Source organism: Patiriisocius hiemis (assembly GCF_031846325.1).
GTDB classification, from domain to species: Bacteria; Bacteroidota; Bacteroidia; order Flavobacteriales; family Flavobacteriaceae; genus Patiriisocius_A; species Patiriisocius_A hiemis.
Genome location: NZ_JAVRHZ010000006.1, coordinates 73,427 through 89,041, shown reverse-complemented (window position 1 = coordinate 89,041; position 15,615 = coordinate 73,427). Strand labels below are relative to the sequence as shown.

Here is a 15,615-nt window from a genome sequence, read left to right as displayed (position 1 = left end):
AGACACCATTTTTATTAATTATAAACCAAGAATAATACCCCTTTTATTCGTAAACATTTTTTACGGATGAAACGATTATTTTTTATGGCAACTTTAGTAGGAAGCTTCCTAGTTGCCAAGGCTCAAGAAAAGCCTAAAGATTCTACCAAAGTAGAGGCTCTTGAAGAAGTTTTTATCAAATCGGTTAGAGTAAAAGCAGACTCACCAATTACACATTCTAACTTAGAAAAAGAAGAATTAAAAAAAAGAAATCTAGCGCAAGACATTCCATATATGCTTAATTACTTGCCTTCTGTAGTAACTACAAGTGATGCTGGAGCAGGAGTAGGGTATACTTATTTAAGAGTACGAGGAAGTGATGGATCTAGAATAAACGTGACCCTTAATGGAATCCCTTTTAATGATGCCGAAAGCCAAGGAACTTTTTTTGTGAACCTTCCAGATTTTACTTCATCTGTAGAAAGTTTACAATTACAACGTGGGGTTGGAACTTCTACAAATGGTTCTGGAGCCTTTGGTGCTAGTTTAAATATTTTAACAGATGGTATTTCCGAACAAGCCTATGGAGAAATTTCTAGCTCTATAGGGTCTTACAATACTACTAGAAACAACCTTAAATTCTCTACAGGATTACTTAACGAAAAAATTGAAATTGCTGGTCGCTTGTCAACTATACAAAGTGATGGATATATTGACAGGGCTTCTTCAGATTTAAAATCATACTTTTTACATGCAGCCTATACAGATAGGAACACACTTATAAAAGCAATTGCATTTGGAGGTAGAGAAGAAACCTATCAAGCATATTACGGAATTGATGCTGAAACTTTAGAAAATGACAGAACATTTAATTCTGTTGGACAGATTTTTGACGATGAAGGAAATTTCGAAGGGTTTTACGATAATGAAGTTGATAACTATGCCCAAGATCATTATCAATTACTCTGGAACCAGAAATATAATAATAATTGGAGCACTAACTTGTCTCTAAATTATACATATGGAAGAGGGTATTTTGAACAATATGTAGATGATTTTTATTATTCGAATATTTTATTTAGTGGAGACTCCTCTTTTGAGTTTTTAGGGGCAGATCCAGTAACAGTTAATGGAGAAGAAATTACTAGTACAGATTATATAAGAAGACGTTGGTTAGACAATGACTTTTATGCAGTAAACGGAACCGTAAATTACAAGAATAATACTGTAGATGTTACTGCAGGCGCTTTTTATAGTTATTACGATGGAGATCATTTTGGTGAAATATTATGGTCTGAATTCCCTACAGGATACGGGTATAAAGATCGCTATTATGATAGTAATGGTGTTAAAACCGAATTTACAGTATTTAGTAAGGCCACTTGGAGAATTGATAACAAATGGAGTGTTTATGGAGATTTACAAGGACGATTTGTAAACCATGAAACAACGGGGTTAAATAGTGATAGAGAAGTTTTTGAAGTAAACCAGAGTTACTCCTTTTTTAACCCAAAGGCTGGTGCGTCTTTTCAGCTAGATGCTAAAAACCAGTTTTATGCATCCTACGGAAGAGCCAATAGAGAGCCAAGAAGAAGTGATTTTGAAGAAGGCCTGTTTACTGCAGAACGCTTAGATGACTTTGAGTTAGGTTGGCGATATGCTTCAGAAAAACTAATGATAAATACCAATGCTTTCTATATGGATTATAGAAATCAACTAGTCTTAACAGGAGCTATAGATGATGTTGGTGCTCCAATTCGTGCTACAAGTGGTAAGAGCTATAGATTAGGGCTAGAAGTAGATGCGGTTGTATCTATTTCAGAAAAAATTAGTGTACAACCCAACCTTGCACTAAGTAGTAATAAAAATGTAGATTTTATCTTTCAAAGAGATGGAGAGTTGGTAAACTTAGGTAATACAAACCTATCCTATTCTCCAGAAATTGTGGCAGGTAATGCATTTTCGTATAGGCCTATGCAAAACCTAGAAGTTTCTTTATTATCAAAATTTGTGGGAGAGCAGTTTCTTGGGAATATAGATAGCGAATTATCTAGATTAGACAGCTATTTTATTAACGATGTAAATGTAGTTTATGAAATTAAGGGCGTGCCTTTTGTAAAGTCTATTTACCTATCGGCACTCGTAAATAACATCTTTAATGTGGAGTATGTGTCTAATGGGTTTTTCTTTACGTTTGATGATGACTTCAGCGAACCAGGAGTTATTACAACGGTAGAAGGAGCTGGATTTTATCCACAAGCTACAACTAATTTTCTATTAGGGGCTACGGTACGATTTTAATTAGTAATCCTAATCACATCGTTTGTTCTGGTAATTCTATATTGTTGCATAGGAAATAACGTAGGATCTGTTTGATGTTCTCCTGTGATAATGTTGTACTCATTGTCATCACTAGAACAAGGGCATGTAGCGATAGGAGCTTCTACTTCCATTCTAGAACAAGAAGAAGGCGTGTGGTTAGGATCACTTAACTCAAAAGCGGTGTACAAGTCATTGTTTACATTATAGACAACAATGCCTTTTATGCCCTGACTATTTATTAAAACACTTCCCCCAGGGAAGTTTAAAGATTGATATTGCGGCAAACTTAAGTTTAATGTTAAATCCACAAGAGGGTCAATAAGGTTTGGGTTATCATTTCGCACATCATCATTGTTAGAACAACTTGAAAAAATAACTAGTAATAAGGATAAAAGTAAGAGACGTTTCATTTACAATTTTATATAATTTCAAAAATACAACAAATACCCAAAAACTAATTTTTTGTATATTTGTATTTACAATCCCGTCGTGCATGGGATTTTTTAATTCCCTAAACTGAAGGGGTTGTAGATTAAAAACGATGAAGTTATGAGTAAAGTATCTTATTATACTGCGGAAGGTTTAAAAAAGTTAAGAGACGAGTTAAATCAATTAAAAGACATAGAACGCCCTAAGGCATCACAGGCTATTGCCGAAGCTAGGGATAAAGGAGATTTAAGTGAAAATGCAGAGTACGATGCTGCTAAAGAAGCTCAGGGTATGCTAGAGATGCGTATTTCTAAAATGGAAGAGGTTTTAGCTAATGCTCGTGTTATTGATGAGTCGCAGCTAGACACCTCAAAAGTTCTAGTACATTCTACTGTAAAAATAAAAAACCAAACTAATGGAATGGAGATGGTCTATAAATTGGTAGCACAAAGTGAAGCCGACTTAAAAACAGGTAAAATATCTGTAGATTCACCTATAGGAAAAGGATTGTTAGGAAAAAAAGTAGGAGAAACTGCAGAAATACAAGTCCCTAATGGGGTAATGAAATTTGATGTACTAGAAATCACTAGAGAATAAATGGCTTCAATATTTACAAAGATTATAAATGGAGAAATACCATGCTACAAGGTAGCAGAGGACAAAGATTTTATAGCCTTTTTAGATATAAACCCAAACGCAAAGGGGCACACACTTTGTGTGCCTAAAAAAGAAGTTGATAAAATTTTTGATTTAGACGAAGATACTTATCAAGAATTAATGAAATTTTCCCGTAAGGTTGCTTTAGCGTTAGAAAAAACTGTTAGCTGTAAGCGTATTGGGATGTCTGTTATTGGGCTAGAAGTACCACACGTGCATGTGCATTTAATTCCTTTAAATGAAATGAAAGATGCTACTTTTTCTCATAAAGTTACTCTTAGTGAGGAAGAGTTCAAAGCCTTAGCAAGTTCAATTGCTAAAAATCTATAATATCTTATTTAGCAAAGTAATAAACTAAATATAGCAGCAGTAAAATATCTCCAATAACTAAAATATACCCTAGTGTTTTAAGCTTAAAAGAGGCTTTATTTGGATCGGCTAATTTTTTGTGGTATTCATACACTCGCTCAATATCTTCATCCCAATTCACAGGATAAATAGTATTGTTACAATTATGACAAAATAATGTTTCCTCTACTTCTTTAGATGGCATTATAAATAAAGGGTTTTCTGCTATTTCTTGAGAAAAAGTAAATTCTAAATCATTATTTGCATAACAAGTAGGACAATTATTTGCAATTTTAGATTTATGTAGTATTTGTCTTTCTTTAGCCATTATTCTTTTAATATTTTTAGAGAGATTTGCAATGTAGTTCCCTTTCCAATGCTACTACTAGACACTTTAATCTTTCCGTTGTGATATTCCTCGATTATACGCTTTGCGAGCGATAGTCCTAACCCCCATCCACGTTTCTTGGTAGTGTAACCAGGGTTAAATATTTTTTTAAAACTACTTTTAGGAATTCCTTTTCCAGTATCAGTAACATTTACAATGGCATATTTACTATTTTGGGAAATACTTACTGTGATTGTTCCCTTACCTTTCATAGCATCTATTCCATTTTTCACTAGATTTTCGACGGTCCAGCCATATAGTTGAGAATTTAGCATTACGTATAATGGCTCTTTTGGAGTGTCTATTTTAAAATCTATTAGCTTAGAACTTCTATTCTTTAAATAATCAAAAGCTTCTTTTGTTTCTTTAATAAGCTCCGTTTTTTCAAGCTTTGGGACAGAACCTACTTTAGAGAAGCGTTCAGTTATTGTTTTTAAACGATCAACATCCTTTTCAATTTCAGCGATATAATCTGGGTTTATATTTTCAGATTTCAAAATTTCGGTCCATCCTACAAGTGATGAAAGTGGTGTGCCTATTTGGTGTGCTGTTTCTTTTGCCATACCAGCCCATAGCTTGTTTTGGTCTGATGATTTTGAGGTTTTATAAAAGAAATAAATTGCTGTAATAAACAAGACTAAAATGAGTATTAAACCAGCAGGATAATATTTAAGCTTGTTAATTATTGGAGAATTTCCATAGTAAATAGTTTGTAGTTTTTCTCCTTGAAAAGTAACTTCAAGGGGGGTGTATTCTTTTGAGAAACGCTCCACATATTCTTCATACCTATTATTTGTAACTATTTCTAGGGAGTCTTTTGATGAAAAATTACCTAAGGTGTAACTGTCTTGCGAATGCGTATATACTACAAGAGGGGTAGTAGAATTGCTAGATATAGTTTTTAAAATTAAAGGGCTTAATTCTGCTTTATCACTTAATTGATATTCTTCAAGTTCTTGTTGAGCAGATGCCCAAAGGGACATTTTATTTCGTTCATTCTCTTTTAACTGATTAAAAAAAGAATACGTATTCCATAAAATAAGACTAATAATAGTAACCGAACCTAAAATATAAATCCAACGGTTTACCGAATTTTTGGTAATCATATTGCAGTATTATTGGCTAAATATATAAAGTAAATATGTGACTATTATTGTTTAATTTCATTTTTAAGCACTTAATATTAAATATCTTTGTACAATGATTACAATAGACCCAAAAGAAGTTTCTACAGGAAAATTGCATAGTTATTTACTGGGAGCTGTTGCTCCTAGACCTATTTGCTTTGCAAGTACAATAGATTTAAAAGGAAATGTAAATCTTTCTCCTTATAGTTTTTTCAATGTATTTAGTGCAAACCCTCCAGTTATGATATTTTCTCCAGCAAGGAGAGTTAGAAATAATACAACCAAACATACCTTGGAAAATGTGCTAGAAACCAAAGAAGTAGTTATAAACATAGTAAGCTACCCTATGGTACAACAAATGTCATTGTCTTCTACAGAATATGCTAAGGGAGTAAATGAATTTGTAAAAGCAGGTTTTACAGAATCTCCTTCACAAAAAGTAAAACCTCCAAGAGTAGCCGAGGCTCCTGTACAATTTGAATGTAAAGTAAAAGAAGTAGTTGAGCTTGGTAAAGAAGGAGGTGCAGGTAATTTAGTAATCTGTGAGGTGGTGCAACTACACATTAATGAAGCTATATTAGATACCGAAGGAAAGATTGATCCAGTCAAGATTGATGCGGTGGCACGTATGGGTGGAAACTGGTATAATAGAGCTAAAGAAGGTATGTTTGTAGTTCCCAAACCTCTCACAACCTTAGGGATTGGTGTTGATGCCTTACCTGAAAAAATACGGTTAAGTAAAATTCTTACTGGGAACGATTTAGGGATGTTAGGGAATGTAGAAGGGTTACCAGAAAGCGCGTTACAATTTGTTTCAGAAGATATTAATACCCACAAAAGAGCTCAAGAATTATTAAAAAAAGGGGATGTTAAAGAAGCTTGGAAAGCTTTAACCACTTCTTGATAACTCGTTAAAAAACAGTATAGAAAAGTAAGGGTTTTACCTTTGAAGTTTTTACTTTTGAAACTAAATTACAGCCTGTTTGATTACAAACAATAGAAAGCATAAATTAGAATATGGAAATTCAAGGAAAAATAAAATTAATTGACGAAACTAAAACCTACGGAAACAACGGTTTTAGAAAAAGAGAATTAGTAATCACTACTGAAGAGCAATACCCACAACATATATTAGTTGAGTTTGTACAAGATAAAACAGACCTATTAAACAATTATCAAGTGGGTCAAAATGTAAAAGTAAGTATCAACCTTAGAGGTAGAGAGTGGACAAACCCTCAAGGAGAGGTAAAGTATTTTAACTCTATACAAGGATGGCGAATAGAAAATGTAGACCAATCCGTTTCTGCAGATATGCCTCCTATACCTCCAGCAGAAGCTTTTGAACCTGCAAACGACTTAAAAGAAGAAGATCACGATGACCTTCCTTTTTAGCTAGTTAAGATTTAAATAATCATAAAATCCTGCCAATTGGTAGGATTTTATCGTTACTAACAACCAAATGTTAGTATTTTTTGCCCAAATTCTCTTATTTGATGTATTTTTATTTTAAATTGGTATAATAAATGCACGTTGTTTAGCATTAAAATTATGTAAATGGTCGAAGAAAATAAAAATAAAGTTGTTTTGTATACATATATAGCTAAAGATTTAAAAACCGATAAAATTTTAGCGCAAGGAACTAAAATTGAAGAAGTTGATAAAATCGCTGAAGCTAGTGGGAGAGAGTATATTTTAAGTTTTGTCCCAAGTTCAAAATATTCTTTTGTCTTTTGAAAGTAGAATATCCATTTACAGAACAGGAAGGAAGATATAGACCTCTAATTCCTCTACTTTATACTAACCCCAAAAACGGGAAGAGCTATATTGCTGAAGCTTTAATCGATACAGGATCTGATTTAACAATATTTCCAAAATTCTTAATTAACAAAGTAGGATTAAATGTTGTCGAAGATTCTAAGACTTCCATTGATGGATATGGAATTACTCAAGCACCAGTTAAATTTTGGAATCACAACTTAGATATCACAATACTAAATACATCAAATAAACCAATAAAATCGTTTAAAGATATTACTGTTGGATGTACGGGATTAGAAAATGCATCTCCACTTATTGGGTCTAACATCTTTTTTAATGGATTAAAGATGACATTAGATTATAAAAAGAAGATTATAATACTAGAGTTTTAGGAATGAATCTTACCAATTGGCAGGATTTTTTATTTTTACTAGATGCAAATAACTACTACTATAGAAAATCTCTTTAAAAGATTTTTACCCTCTCCTTTTACAATAGCCGTTTTACTTACTATACTCACCATAGCCCTAGCCTATTTTTTTACTGAAGCTCCAGGTTCAGAAAATCACTTTTTAGCAATACTATCTTATTGGGAAAATGGTATTTGGAACACTAACCTACTGGTTTTTGCTTACCAAATGATGCTTATACTAGTACTTGGGCATATTTTAGTTCTTAGCAAGCCTATGAGCAAACTTATTAAGAGGTTAACTAATCTTGTGAGTAATACATCAAATGCTGTGGTTTTAGTATGCGTAACCACTTTATTAGTTTCTTTTTTCAATTGGGGCTTAGGACTCATTTTTGGAGCTATTATGGCACGTAAAGTTGCGGAAGCTGCCCAGGAAAGAAATTTTAAAATAAACTACCCACTAATTGGTGCCGCAGGATATGTTGGTCTTATGGTTTGGCATGGAGGTATAAGTGGTAGCGCCCCTCTTAAAGTTGCCGAAAGTGGACATTTGGCAAGCTTAATGATGGGCATTAGTGATGTAGGAGTAGTACAAAATTTACCAAATGCAATATCTTTTTCTGAAACTATTTTTAGTACACAAAATCTACTTTTATTTCTAGTGTTGTTAATTTTATTACCGTTTGTGTTATATCAAACTTCAAAAAGAGTAAAAACTACAGAAATTAATTTACCGGCTTATGTAACTGAAAGTCCTCAAACCAAAAAACTTGAAGGTGCAGAACGGATTGATTTTTCAAAATGGGTAGGTATTGGTTTTGGAGTATTGGTGCTAGGCGTATTTTTTTATCAATATTTCGGTAATTTAAGTAGTCTAGCAATAACACCAAACTTGCTTAATTTTTTTATGCTTGGGCTAGCGTTAGTTTTGCATGGTAATTTTTCAAGTTTTCTAAGAGCATTAGACGAAGCTATTAAAGGAGCAACGGGAATATTAATTCAATTTCCTTTATACTTTGGTATTATGGGGATTATGCGTGATAGTGGCATGGTGGTGGAAATTTCTAACTTTTTTGTTTCTATTGCAACAGAAACTACACTTCCTATTTTTACTTTTTTTAGCGCAGGTCTAGTAAATGTTTTTGTGCCTAGTGGAGGAGGACAATGGGCGGTACAGGGGCCTATTGTTGTTGAATCTGCTTTAAAATTAGGAGTGCCATTACCTAAAGCAATTATGGCCCTAGCATATGGAGATCAAATAACTAATATGCTGCAACCCTTCTGGGCATTACCTTTATTGGGAATCACAAAATTAAAAGCTCGAGAGATTTTACCATATACTTTGATACTTATGTTAGTAGGATGTGTGGTGTTTTTAACTGGATTATTACTTTTTTAATAAATTGCTTAGAGGGTAGGTATCTATAAGGCTTACTTATCCAGTTTTGACAATAAAAATGCTCGAACACTTTTACTTAAGTGTCAAAATTGTATTTATAAAACAATCTTAAATTAATACCTTGTATCCTTAAATAGCGGTTTTAATTATATGTTTCTACATCCTTCAAAAGCAAATAAAGACGGACTCTTGGCAGTAGGAGGTGATTTGTCTCAAGAGCGTTTGCTAGCCGCATACAATTCAGGTATTTTTCCTTGGTATGAAGAGGACCAACCTATTTTGTGGTGGTCTCCAAACCCAAGAATGGTCTTGTTTTTGGAGGACTTTAAAGTTTCAAAAAGTTTAAAAAAGACAATTAGAGATAATCACTTTTCAGTAACATTTAACACTAAATTTAAAGATGTAATTACCAATTGTGCAACCATTACTAGAGGAGGACAAAAAGGTACTTGGATCACAGAACAAATGATTGATGCTTACAGCAATTTATATAAAAAGGGGCATATACTTTCTGTTGAGGTATGGCAAGGAAAAGAGCTAGTAGGGGGGCTATATGGGGTTGATTTACAAGACAAAAAAATATATTGTGGAGAAAGTATGTTTAGTAAGGTTAGTGATGCATCAAAAGTTGGATTATACTATTTGGTTAATTTTTTAAAAGTTAAAAAATATAGATTTATAGATTGTCAAATGTATACGCCTCATCTAGAAAGCTTAGGAGCCAAAGAAATTGAAAGAGAACAATTTTTAAAGTGTTTAGAATAATTTTTTCGATTAAATACATGGTTTTAGGTTATTTAGAGTTTAAATAATGCTTTTAAAAGACTATATTTGTAAAACAAATAAGAATTTTCTTACATGAATTTTTTTAAACCTTTTGTTTTTATACTTTCATTAGTTTGTTTCTTTACTATTTCGGCACAAACAGATGTAAATAGTGATGTTGATGTTACTAAAGTCTATGAACAGGTTGTTAAAGAAGGCTATGGAACACCATTAGTGTATAAAGATTTGGCAAATGCTCACTATTTTAAGAGCAACTACGAGCAAGCAAAAAAGTGGTACGAAAAATTATTTGAAACAGAACCTACAAAAGATCTTACCCTAAAATTTAGATATAAACAATCACTTAAAGCGCTTGGATTGTACACCGAAGATAACAAGTACTTATCCAATAAAACTGTTAGTACAAACTAAACTTCATTGTATCTAAAACAATCTACTAGGTGATCATTTACCATACCAGTTGCTTGCATATGTGCATACACAACAGTAGAGCCTACAAATTTAAACCCTCTCTTTTTTAAATCTTTGCTAATAGCATCACTCAAAGGTGTATTTGCTGGAGCTTCAGCCATAGTTTTAAGGTTATTTTTTATTGGAGCTCCGTCTACAAAGCTCCAAATGTAATCACTAAAACTACCAAACTCTTCTTGTACTTTTATAAAAGCTTGTGCATTAGTCACGGTTGCTTTTACCTTCAGCTTATTTCTTATAATGCCGGCATCTTCAAGTAAACTATCAATTTTTGATTGTGAATACTTAGCAATTTTTTTATAGTCAAAACCGTCAAAAGCTTTTCTAAAGTTTTCTCTTTTCTTTAGTACTGTAATCCAACTTAGTCCTGCTTGAAAAGTCTCTAGCATTAAAAATTCAAAAAGTGTGGCATCATCTTTTACAGGAACTCCCCATTCTTTATCGTGATACGCAATATATAGTGGGTCTTCTCCACACCATGGACATCTTTTTTTAATCATTTTATTGATTTAGTTTCAAATAATATAATCAATTATACTTTTCATAATTGGTCGCTTCTAGTGGATTTTTCGTTCCTCAAAGTCACTCGAACAGATAGACAATAAGGTTTTTATAAACATCAAATCACAGTACGTTAAATATAGTAAGTTTTAGTAGTTTTAGGCGTCTTAAAATTCATGAATACTTCTATGCAAAAAGAAATTAGTACTACAGAAATAGTGAAACTTTATAAAGATACACTTGCAATTGCAATAAGCTATCCTGAATATAGAGACCTAGTAGCAACCCATACAGAAAATAAGACAACTACTGGGCCAATTCAAACAGAAGACCTTGTACAATATACTTTGCTTAACAATTCGAGAATGAATAGACATGATAAAAAGATGGTTGTTCCAGATACAATTAATGCTTTTTTTAGTGGTTTTACTAAGAAACAAACGTGGTTAGTTTTAACCGAAAGCTGGTGTGGTGATGCCGCTCAAACCATGCCTATGTTGTATAAATTATCTCAATTAGCACCTTCTATAAATCTTAGGGTAGCGTTACGAGATAAAAATGTAGCACTAATGAACCATTTTTTAACCAATGGAGGAATGTCTATTCCAAAACTAATAATACTTGATAATGAAAGTGATTCCATTGTAGCAGACTGGGGGCCTAGACCTTCTCCCGCTATTAAAATGGTGAATGAATTTAAAGCGCAACATGGAAGTTTAACTCCAGAATTTAAGCAAGATTTACAGATTTGGTATAATAAAGATAAGGGGATTAGTACTGCAGAAGATATTTATAAATTACTAAAAGAAAACTAACGTTTTCCTGGGAAATTATAAGTAATAGTACCAAGTTGCTTGCTTTTTCCACTTTTTGAGGTAAATCTCGCTTTAGATGCGTATTCTAACGCACTATCGATAAGACAACCATTAGTAGTTGTAGATAGATTTTTGTTGTAGTCCATTTTTACTACTTTCCCAATATCACTTACTTGTATAGAAATAACAACTTTTCCACCTCCATCACAGGTATACACAGGGTTAGGTAATGCAAGTGTTTTTCTTTCTACAAGGCGATAACTTATTGTAGTTTTTCTACTATTGCCATTACTTTCTAGCTTAGTACTATTCTTCTTTTTACTATCTTCAAGCTTCTTTTTAGTCTCTTCAATCCTCTTTTTGGCTTCTCTTACGCGAGCCCCATTATCGTTTCCATAGGTTTCAGCAATAGCGGCATCTAACTTTGCAAGTTTTTGTTCAGTAGTTTCTTCTGGAGTCTCATTACGCTCGTTTTCTAAAGACTTTATAAACTTTTCAGCTTCATTATAGGCTCTATTTGTTTCAATAGCTGTTTTGGGAGCTTCAATTAGTTCTTCTAATTCTTCCTCTGGAAGAAGTAATTCTTCAGAATATTCAACATCATAACTCTCTAATACAACTTCTTGTTGCTTCGTTAATTTAATACTGTAAAGTGTGAGGTATAAAATTCCGAAGAGAAGCGCAGTAATTAAAAATGCTCGTAATGAATAATTAAAATTCATAGCTACAAAGAACACATTTTTTGCCGAAAAATACTACAAACAACTGAATATTAAGGCTTTTTTAACGTGTTAGTGCTGCTTCAAAAGCTTTGATACTAACAGCATTATCTACTTTAAAATCACCTATTTTAGTCCTTCGTAATGCCGAAAGATACCCGCCATTGTCTAAAGCTTTACCAAAATCATGCGCAAGAGACCGTATGTAGGTTCCTTTACTGCAAGAAACTTTAAAATGTACATCAGGAAAGTTAATTTGAATGATTTCAAAAGATGAAATATGCACTTTTCTTGTAGGAATGTCCACTTTTTCTCCTGCTCGAGCATATTCATAAAGGCGCTTACCGTCTTTTTGCAATGCTGAAAAAATAGGAGGTTTTTGTTGGATTTCGCCAATAAATTGAGATGTAGTTTCCTTTATTAGTGCTTCAGTTAGTTTTGAGGTATTAAAAGTGCTGTCAACCTCAGTCTCTAAATCATAGCTAGGTGTAGTAGCGCCTAATGTTATAGTTCCTGTATATTCTTTATGCTGTGCTTGGTAGGTTTCAATTTTTTTAGTGAATTTACCTGTGCATAAAATAAGCAATCCTGTTGCGAGAGGGTCTAGTGTTCCCGCATGCCCAACCTTTATTTTTTTAATACCAAATTGCTTTTTAATAAGCCATCGAATTTTATTTACTACTTGAAAAGAAGTCCATTCTAATGGCTTGTCTATCAATAATACTTGTCCAGCTTGGTAGTCTTCTAATGTGAGTTGTGTTTTTTTTGACATGTCTGTCTTTTAAATAAATGATTCATTTTCAAAATAATCATTTAATTGATTTGAGATTATAGTGTACTCACTTTTTGCTTGATTCATACCAATTATCCCGCCAGACATACCAGAAGAAGCCTTTAGAAGCCTAAGTGTTAAGTTTTCTTCTTCAAGAAATAACACATCCATTTTATGATAAGTAACAAAAGCTCCTAAAAGTAATCGAGTAGTGCGGTTTCCTTTTTCGTAGGTGTTTTTATTGTAAGTAAAACCTAAATTTTTATAACCGCATTTTTCAAAAAAAGTGTCTAAAACAGGTTTTACTTTTGAGGTGTCTTTACCTTCAAATTTAAAGTCAAAAGCGTCTCTATTATTTTCTATTCCAAGGTATTTCATTTTAAAACTATTTTAAACTAACAATAATGGCAATCACACCTACTATTAGACAATAAATAGCAAAATAGGAAAGTTTGCTTTTACGAACAAGCTGTATCATCCATGTACAGGCTATTAAACCAGAGACAAAGGCAGCTAGAAACCCTAACCCCAAGGTTGTATAGTTAGTAGCACTCGTAGTGAGTTCTCCACCAAGAAGGTCTTTTGCAATTTTTCCAAAGATTAAAGGAATTACCATTAAAAATGAAAACCTAGCTGCTTTACTTTTGTCGTTACCTAGCAATACCGAAGTAGAAATAGTAGCACCACTTCTGGAGATACCTGGTAGCATAGCTATTGCTTGTGCAATACCAATTACAAAAGCATTTTTAAAGGATACTGGTTTTTCTGTATTTTTAGCTTTGTCCGCAAGCCATAATAGTATGGCTGTTACTATAAGCATAGCACCTACAAAAGCGATACTTCCCCCAAAAAAGGCTTCTAGTTGTTCTTCAAAAAGTAAGCCTATCACAACAGCTGGTAGCATAGAAACACCTATTTTAAAAACAAATTGCGTTTCTTCATTCCACGAAAAAGAGAATAGTCCCTTTAGGATTTCTAAAATATCTTTTCTAAAAACAACAATAGTGCTTAGTGCTGTTGCAAAGTGAAGCACAACAGTAAATAATAAGGATTCTTCAGGAACACTAGTATCGCCAAGAATGGCTTTGCCTAGTTCTAGATGACCGCTAGAGGAAACTGGTAAAAATTCTGTGAAGCCTTGGACAACTCCAAGAACAATAGCTTCCCATACTTCCATAGATTATTTTTCTTTGTGCGGATTTAATAAAATAGCATACACCTCAATACCAAAACCTATTAATATAAGTGCAGGTGCTAAGCGAATGCGTCTCCAGCTATAAATTTCTGGATTAAAAACCGTTGGGTCATCACTACCACCACCCATCATTAAAATAAAACCAATGGCAATAAAGGCAATCCCAATAAGCATAAACTTATAGTTTTTGGCTTCAAAAATAAACGACTTTTGTTTTGCTGCTATTTTTCTTTTTTGTTCTCCCATGATGTATTTGATTTTTGATTGATGTTATACTTTATTCTGTTGATTGCTTTGTAAATTCAGTAAAAATAATACTATCGCTAACTTTTATTTGTGCAATATGATTAGAGCCTCCCACTAATGTATTTGCAAGATGCAAGGTAGCTTTTTTATTTAAAACGTATCCTCGCAATCCTTCCAGGGTGTACCCTTGTTCAAGCCCTCTATTAATGTAATAGAAATCTCCGTTATCTTCTGCAAATACAATATCCTTTTCACCACCTTCATAAATTTTATTTACAGTAATTTCTACAACCTCACAGTCTTCTGGTGATCCTGTAATAACAATGCAGCTTTGCAACAATAGTGCTACACATACAAACGTAATTATTTTAATAATAGAGTTCATCTGTTCTTAAATTTAAGAAACGTTGTGTGGCAAAAAATGTACTTATCCAAGTAATTACAAATCCCATTAAAAAGATAAATGCAAACAAACTACCAAGTAACAACGTATCGTCCAACAATTGTAATTCTGGAAAAGTTTTGTTGAGGTAGAATAAAACCAATGCCATACCTATCATCGCAACTAAAGACCCTAAAACTCCTAGTCTAACGCTCTTCCAAATAAAAGGACGTCTAATAAATCGTTTGGTTGCGCCTACCATTTGCATGGTCTTAATGGTAAAACGCTTTGCATAAACAGATAAACGTATAGAACTGTTTATTAACAACACAGCAATAAATGTAAATACGCCACTTATAATAAGCACCCAAAGACTTATTTTTTTAAGATTATCATATAGTTTTTGAATTAGAGGCTTATCGTACACCACTTCATCAACAAAACTTTTAGTCGAAATTTCAGAAACTATCTCTTCAATTTTTTCTGGAGTAACATATTCGGCAATCATTCTAACATCAATACTATTCTGTAGTGGGTTATATCCCAGAAACTCCATATAATTCTCTCCAATTTCTGCAGTATGCTTTTCAGCAGCCTCTTCTTTAGAAACAAAAGTTGCAGATTTGGTGTATTCTGCTAGGGCTAAACTCTGTTTTAACTGCGTTATTTCAACTTCTTTAGCATTGTCTTTTAAGTAAATTGAAATAGGAATTTGTTCTTTAAAATGGTCGCCAACTTTTTTACCGTTAAGTACCAAAAGCCCTAAAAGCCCCAATAAAAATAAGACTAAAGAAATACTTATTACTACCGAAAAGTAAGAAGATATCAATCTGCGTTTTTGGTATTTTTCAAAAGAAGATGCCATATACTAGGTTAGAATTTAGTTGTAAAAATACAAAACTAAAGAGG

At 32.9% G+C, this 15,615-nt stretch carries 22 protein-coding genes; 11 read left to right on the top strand and 11 right to left on the bottom strand.

Annotated elements, in window-relative coordinates:
• The first annotated feature begins 66 nt into the window (after positions 1 to 66).
• Positions 67 to 2,280: a TonB-dependent receptor gene (locus tag RM538_RS10430; RefSeq protein WP_311333374.1), complete on the top strand. Its 2,214-nt coding sequence runs from the start codon at positions 67 to 69 to the stop codon at positions 2,278 to 2,280.
• Here RM538_RS10430 and RM538_RS10425 read toward each other — a convergent pair.
• Entirely contained in the window at positions 2,277 to 2,711 is a 435-nt protein-coding gene (locus RM538_RS10425) for a hypothetical protein (RefSeq protein WP_311333373.1), read from the bottom strand. The two genes, RM538_RS10430 and RM538_RS10425, sit on opposite strands and share 4 nt — an antisense overlap.
• A 139-nt stretch (positions 2,712 to 2,850) precedes the next feature.
• Here RM538_RS10425 and greA point away from each other — a divergent pair, with 139 nt between their 5' ends.
• Together greA and RM538_RS10415 are read left to right on the top strand one after the other, a co-directional pair.
• Positions 2,851 to 3,327, top strand: a complete 477-nt coding sequence (gene greA / locus RM538_RS10420; protein ID WP_311333372.1) for a transcription elongation factor GreA — start codon at positions 2,851 to 2,853, stop codon at positions 3,325 to 3,327.
• Positions 3,328 to 3,717: an HIT family protein gene (locus tag RM538_RS10415; RefSeq protein ID WP_311333371.1), complete on the top strand. Its 390-nt coding sequence runs from the start codon at positions 3,328 to 3,330 to the stop codon at positions 3,715 to 3,717.
• A gap of 4 nt (positions 3,718 to 3,721) precedes the next feature.
• Here the strand turns inward: RM538_RS10415 and RM538_RS10410 are convergent, their stop codons facing one another.
• The gene (locus RM538_RS10410; RefSeq protein ID WP_311333370.1) at positions 3,722 to 4,063 is read right to left on the bottom strand and encodes a hypothetical protein; all 342 of its coding nucleotides are present in this window, start codon (positions 4,061 to 4,063) and stop codon (positions 3,722 to 3,724) included.
• Entirely contained in the window at positions 4,063 to 5,229 is a 1,167-nt protein-coding gene (locus RM538_RS10405; RefSeq protein WP_311333369.1) for a sensor histidine kinase, read from the bottom strand. Before RM538_RS10405 ends, RM538_RS10410 begins: the two co-directional genes overlap by 1 nt.
• A 94-nt stretch (positions 5,230 to 5,323) precedes the next feature.
• On the opposite strand from RM538_RS10405, the gene RM538_RS10400 reads away from it, so the two are divergent.
• The 7 genes from RM538_RS10400 to RM538_RS10370 all read left to right on the top strand — a co-directional run bounded on the left by RM538_RS10400 (position 5,324) and on the right by RM538_RS10370 (position 10,016).
• Entirely contained in the window at positions 5,324 to 6,154 is an 831-nt protein-coding gene (locus tag RM538_RS10400; RefSeq protein WP_311333368.1) for a flavin reductase family protein, read from the top strand.
• Between the two features lie 113 nt (positions 6,155 to 6,267).
• Positions 6,268 to 6,642 (top strand): DUF3127 domain-containing protein, encoded by a 375-nt coding sequence (locus tag RM538_RS10395; RefSeq protein WP_311333367.1) that lies wholly within the window; start codon positions 6,268 to 6,270, stop codon positions 6,640 to 6,642.
• 162 nt (positions 6,643 to 6,804) lie between these two features.
• Positions 6,805 to 6,984 (top strand): hypothetical protein, encoded by a 180-nt coding sequence (locus tag RM538_RS10390; protein ID WP_311333366.1) that lies wholly within the window; start codon positions 6,805 to 6,807, stop codon positions 6,982 to 6,984.
• A complete protein-coding gene (locus tag RM538_RS10385; protein ID WP_311333365.1) occupies positions 6,981 to 7,400 on the top strand; it encodes a pepsin/retropepsin-like aspartic protease family protein in 420 nt (139 codons plus the stop codon). Before RM538_RS10390 ends, RM538_RS10385 begins: the two co-directional genes overlap by 4 nt.
• Before the next feature lie 42 nt (positions 7,401 to 7,442).
• On the top strand, positions 7,443 to 8,819 hold the full coding sequence (locus tag RM538_RS10380) for a short-chain fatty acid transporter (RefSeq protein WP_311333364.1): 1,377 nt from the start codon (positions 7,443 to 7,445) through the stop codon (positions 8,817 to 8,819).
• Positions 8,820 to 8,969: 150 nt separating this feature from the next.
• Positions 8,970 to 9,584, top strand: a complete 615-nt coding sequence (gene aat, locus RM538_RS10375) for a leucyl/phenylalanyl-tRNA--protein transferase (RefSeq protein WP_311333363.1) — start codon at positions 8,970 to 8,972, stop codon at positions 9,582 to 9,584.
• A gap of 93 nt (positions 9,585 to 9,677) precedes the next feature.
• Positions 9,678 to 10,016, top strand: coding sequence for a tetratricopeptide repeat protein (locus RM538_RS10370; RefSeq protein WP_311333362.1), 339 nt, complete (start codon positions 9,678 to 9,680; stop codon positions 10,014 to 10,016).
• On the opposite strand, the gene RM538_RS10365 is transcribed toward RM538_RS10370, so the two are convergent.
• Positions 10,013 to 10,576: a DNA-3-methyladenine glycosylase I gene (locus RM538_RS10365; RefSeq protein WP_311333361.1), complete on the bottom strand. Its 564-nt coding sequence runs from the start codon at positions 10,574 to 10,576 to the stop codon at positions 10,013 to 10,015. The two genes, RM538_RS10370 and RM538_RS10365, sit on opposite strands and share 4 nt — an antisense overlap.
• Before the next feature lie 189 nt (positions 10,577 to 10,765).
• On the opposite strand from RM538_RS10365, the gene RM538_RS10360 reads away from it, so the two are divergent.
• Entirely contained in the window at positions 10,766 to 11,392 is a 627-nt protein-coding gene (locus tag RM538_RS10360) for a thioredoxin family protein (protein ID WP_311333360.1), read from the top strand.
• On the opposite strand, the gene RM538_RS10355 is transcribed toward RM538_RS10360, so the two are convergent.
• The 7 genes from RM538_RS10355 to RM538_RS10325 form a co-directional block, all read right to left on the bottom strand.
• Positions 11,389 to 12,114 carry a hypothetical protein gene (locus tag RM538_RS10355; RefSeq protein ID WP_311333359.1) on the bottom strand — a complete coding sequence of 242 codons (726 nt, stop codon included), beginning with the start codon at positions 12,112 to 12,114 and terminating at the stop codon, positions 11,389 to 11,391. The genes RM538_RS10360 and RM538_RS10355 overlap by 4 nt on opposite strands.
• A gap of 61 nt (positions 12,115 to 12,175) precedes the next feature.
• Positions 12,176 to 12,883: a tRNA pseudouridine(55) synthase TruB gene (gene truB / locus RM538_RS10350; protein ID WP_311333358.1), complete on the bottom strand. Its 708-nt coding sequence runs from the start codon at positions 12,881 to 12,883 to the stop codon at positions 12,176 to 12,178.
• Positions 12,884 to 12,892: 9 nt separating this feature from the next.
• A complete protein-coding gene (locus RM538_RS10345; RefSeq protein WP_311333357.1) occupies positions 12,893 to 13,261 on the bottom strand; it encodes a hypothetical protein in 369 nt (122 codons plus the stop codon).
• 7 nt (positions 13,262 to 13,268) lie between these two features.
• Positions 13,269 to 14,060, bottom strand: coding sequence for an undecaprenyl-diphosphate phosphatase (locus RM538_RS10340; RefSeq protein WP_311333356.1), 792 nt, complete (start codon positions 14,058 to 14,060; stop codon positions 13,269 to 13,271).
• A gap of 3 nt (positions 14,061 to 14,063) precedes the next feature.
• A complete protein-coding gene (locus RM538_RS10335) occupies positions 14,064 to 14,324 on the bottom strand; it encodes a DUF3098 domain-containing protein (RefSeq protein WP_311333355.1) in 261 nt (86 codons plus the stop codon).
• Between the two features lie 31 nt (positions 14,325 to 14,355).
• A complete protein-coding gene (locus tag RM538_RS10330) occupies positions 14,356 to 14,709 on the bottom strand; it encodes a hypothetical protein (RefSeq protein ID WP_311333354.1) in 354 nt (117 codons plus the stop codon).
• Positions 14,693 to 15,571 carry a cell division protein FtsX gene (locus RM538_RS10325; RefSeq protein WP_311333353.1) on the bottom strand — a complete coding sequence of 293 codons (879 nt, stop codon included), beginning with the start codon at positions 15,569 to 15,571 and terminating at the stop codon, positions 14,693 to 14,695. The genes RM538_RS10330 and RM538_RS10325 overlap by 17 nt, the downstream gene beginning before the upstream one ends.
• Between the last annotated feature and the right edge of the window lie 44 nt (positions 15,572 to 15,615).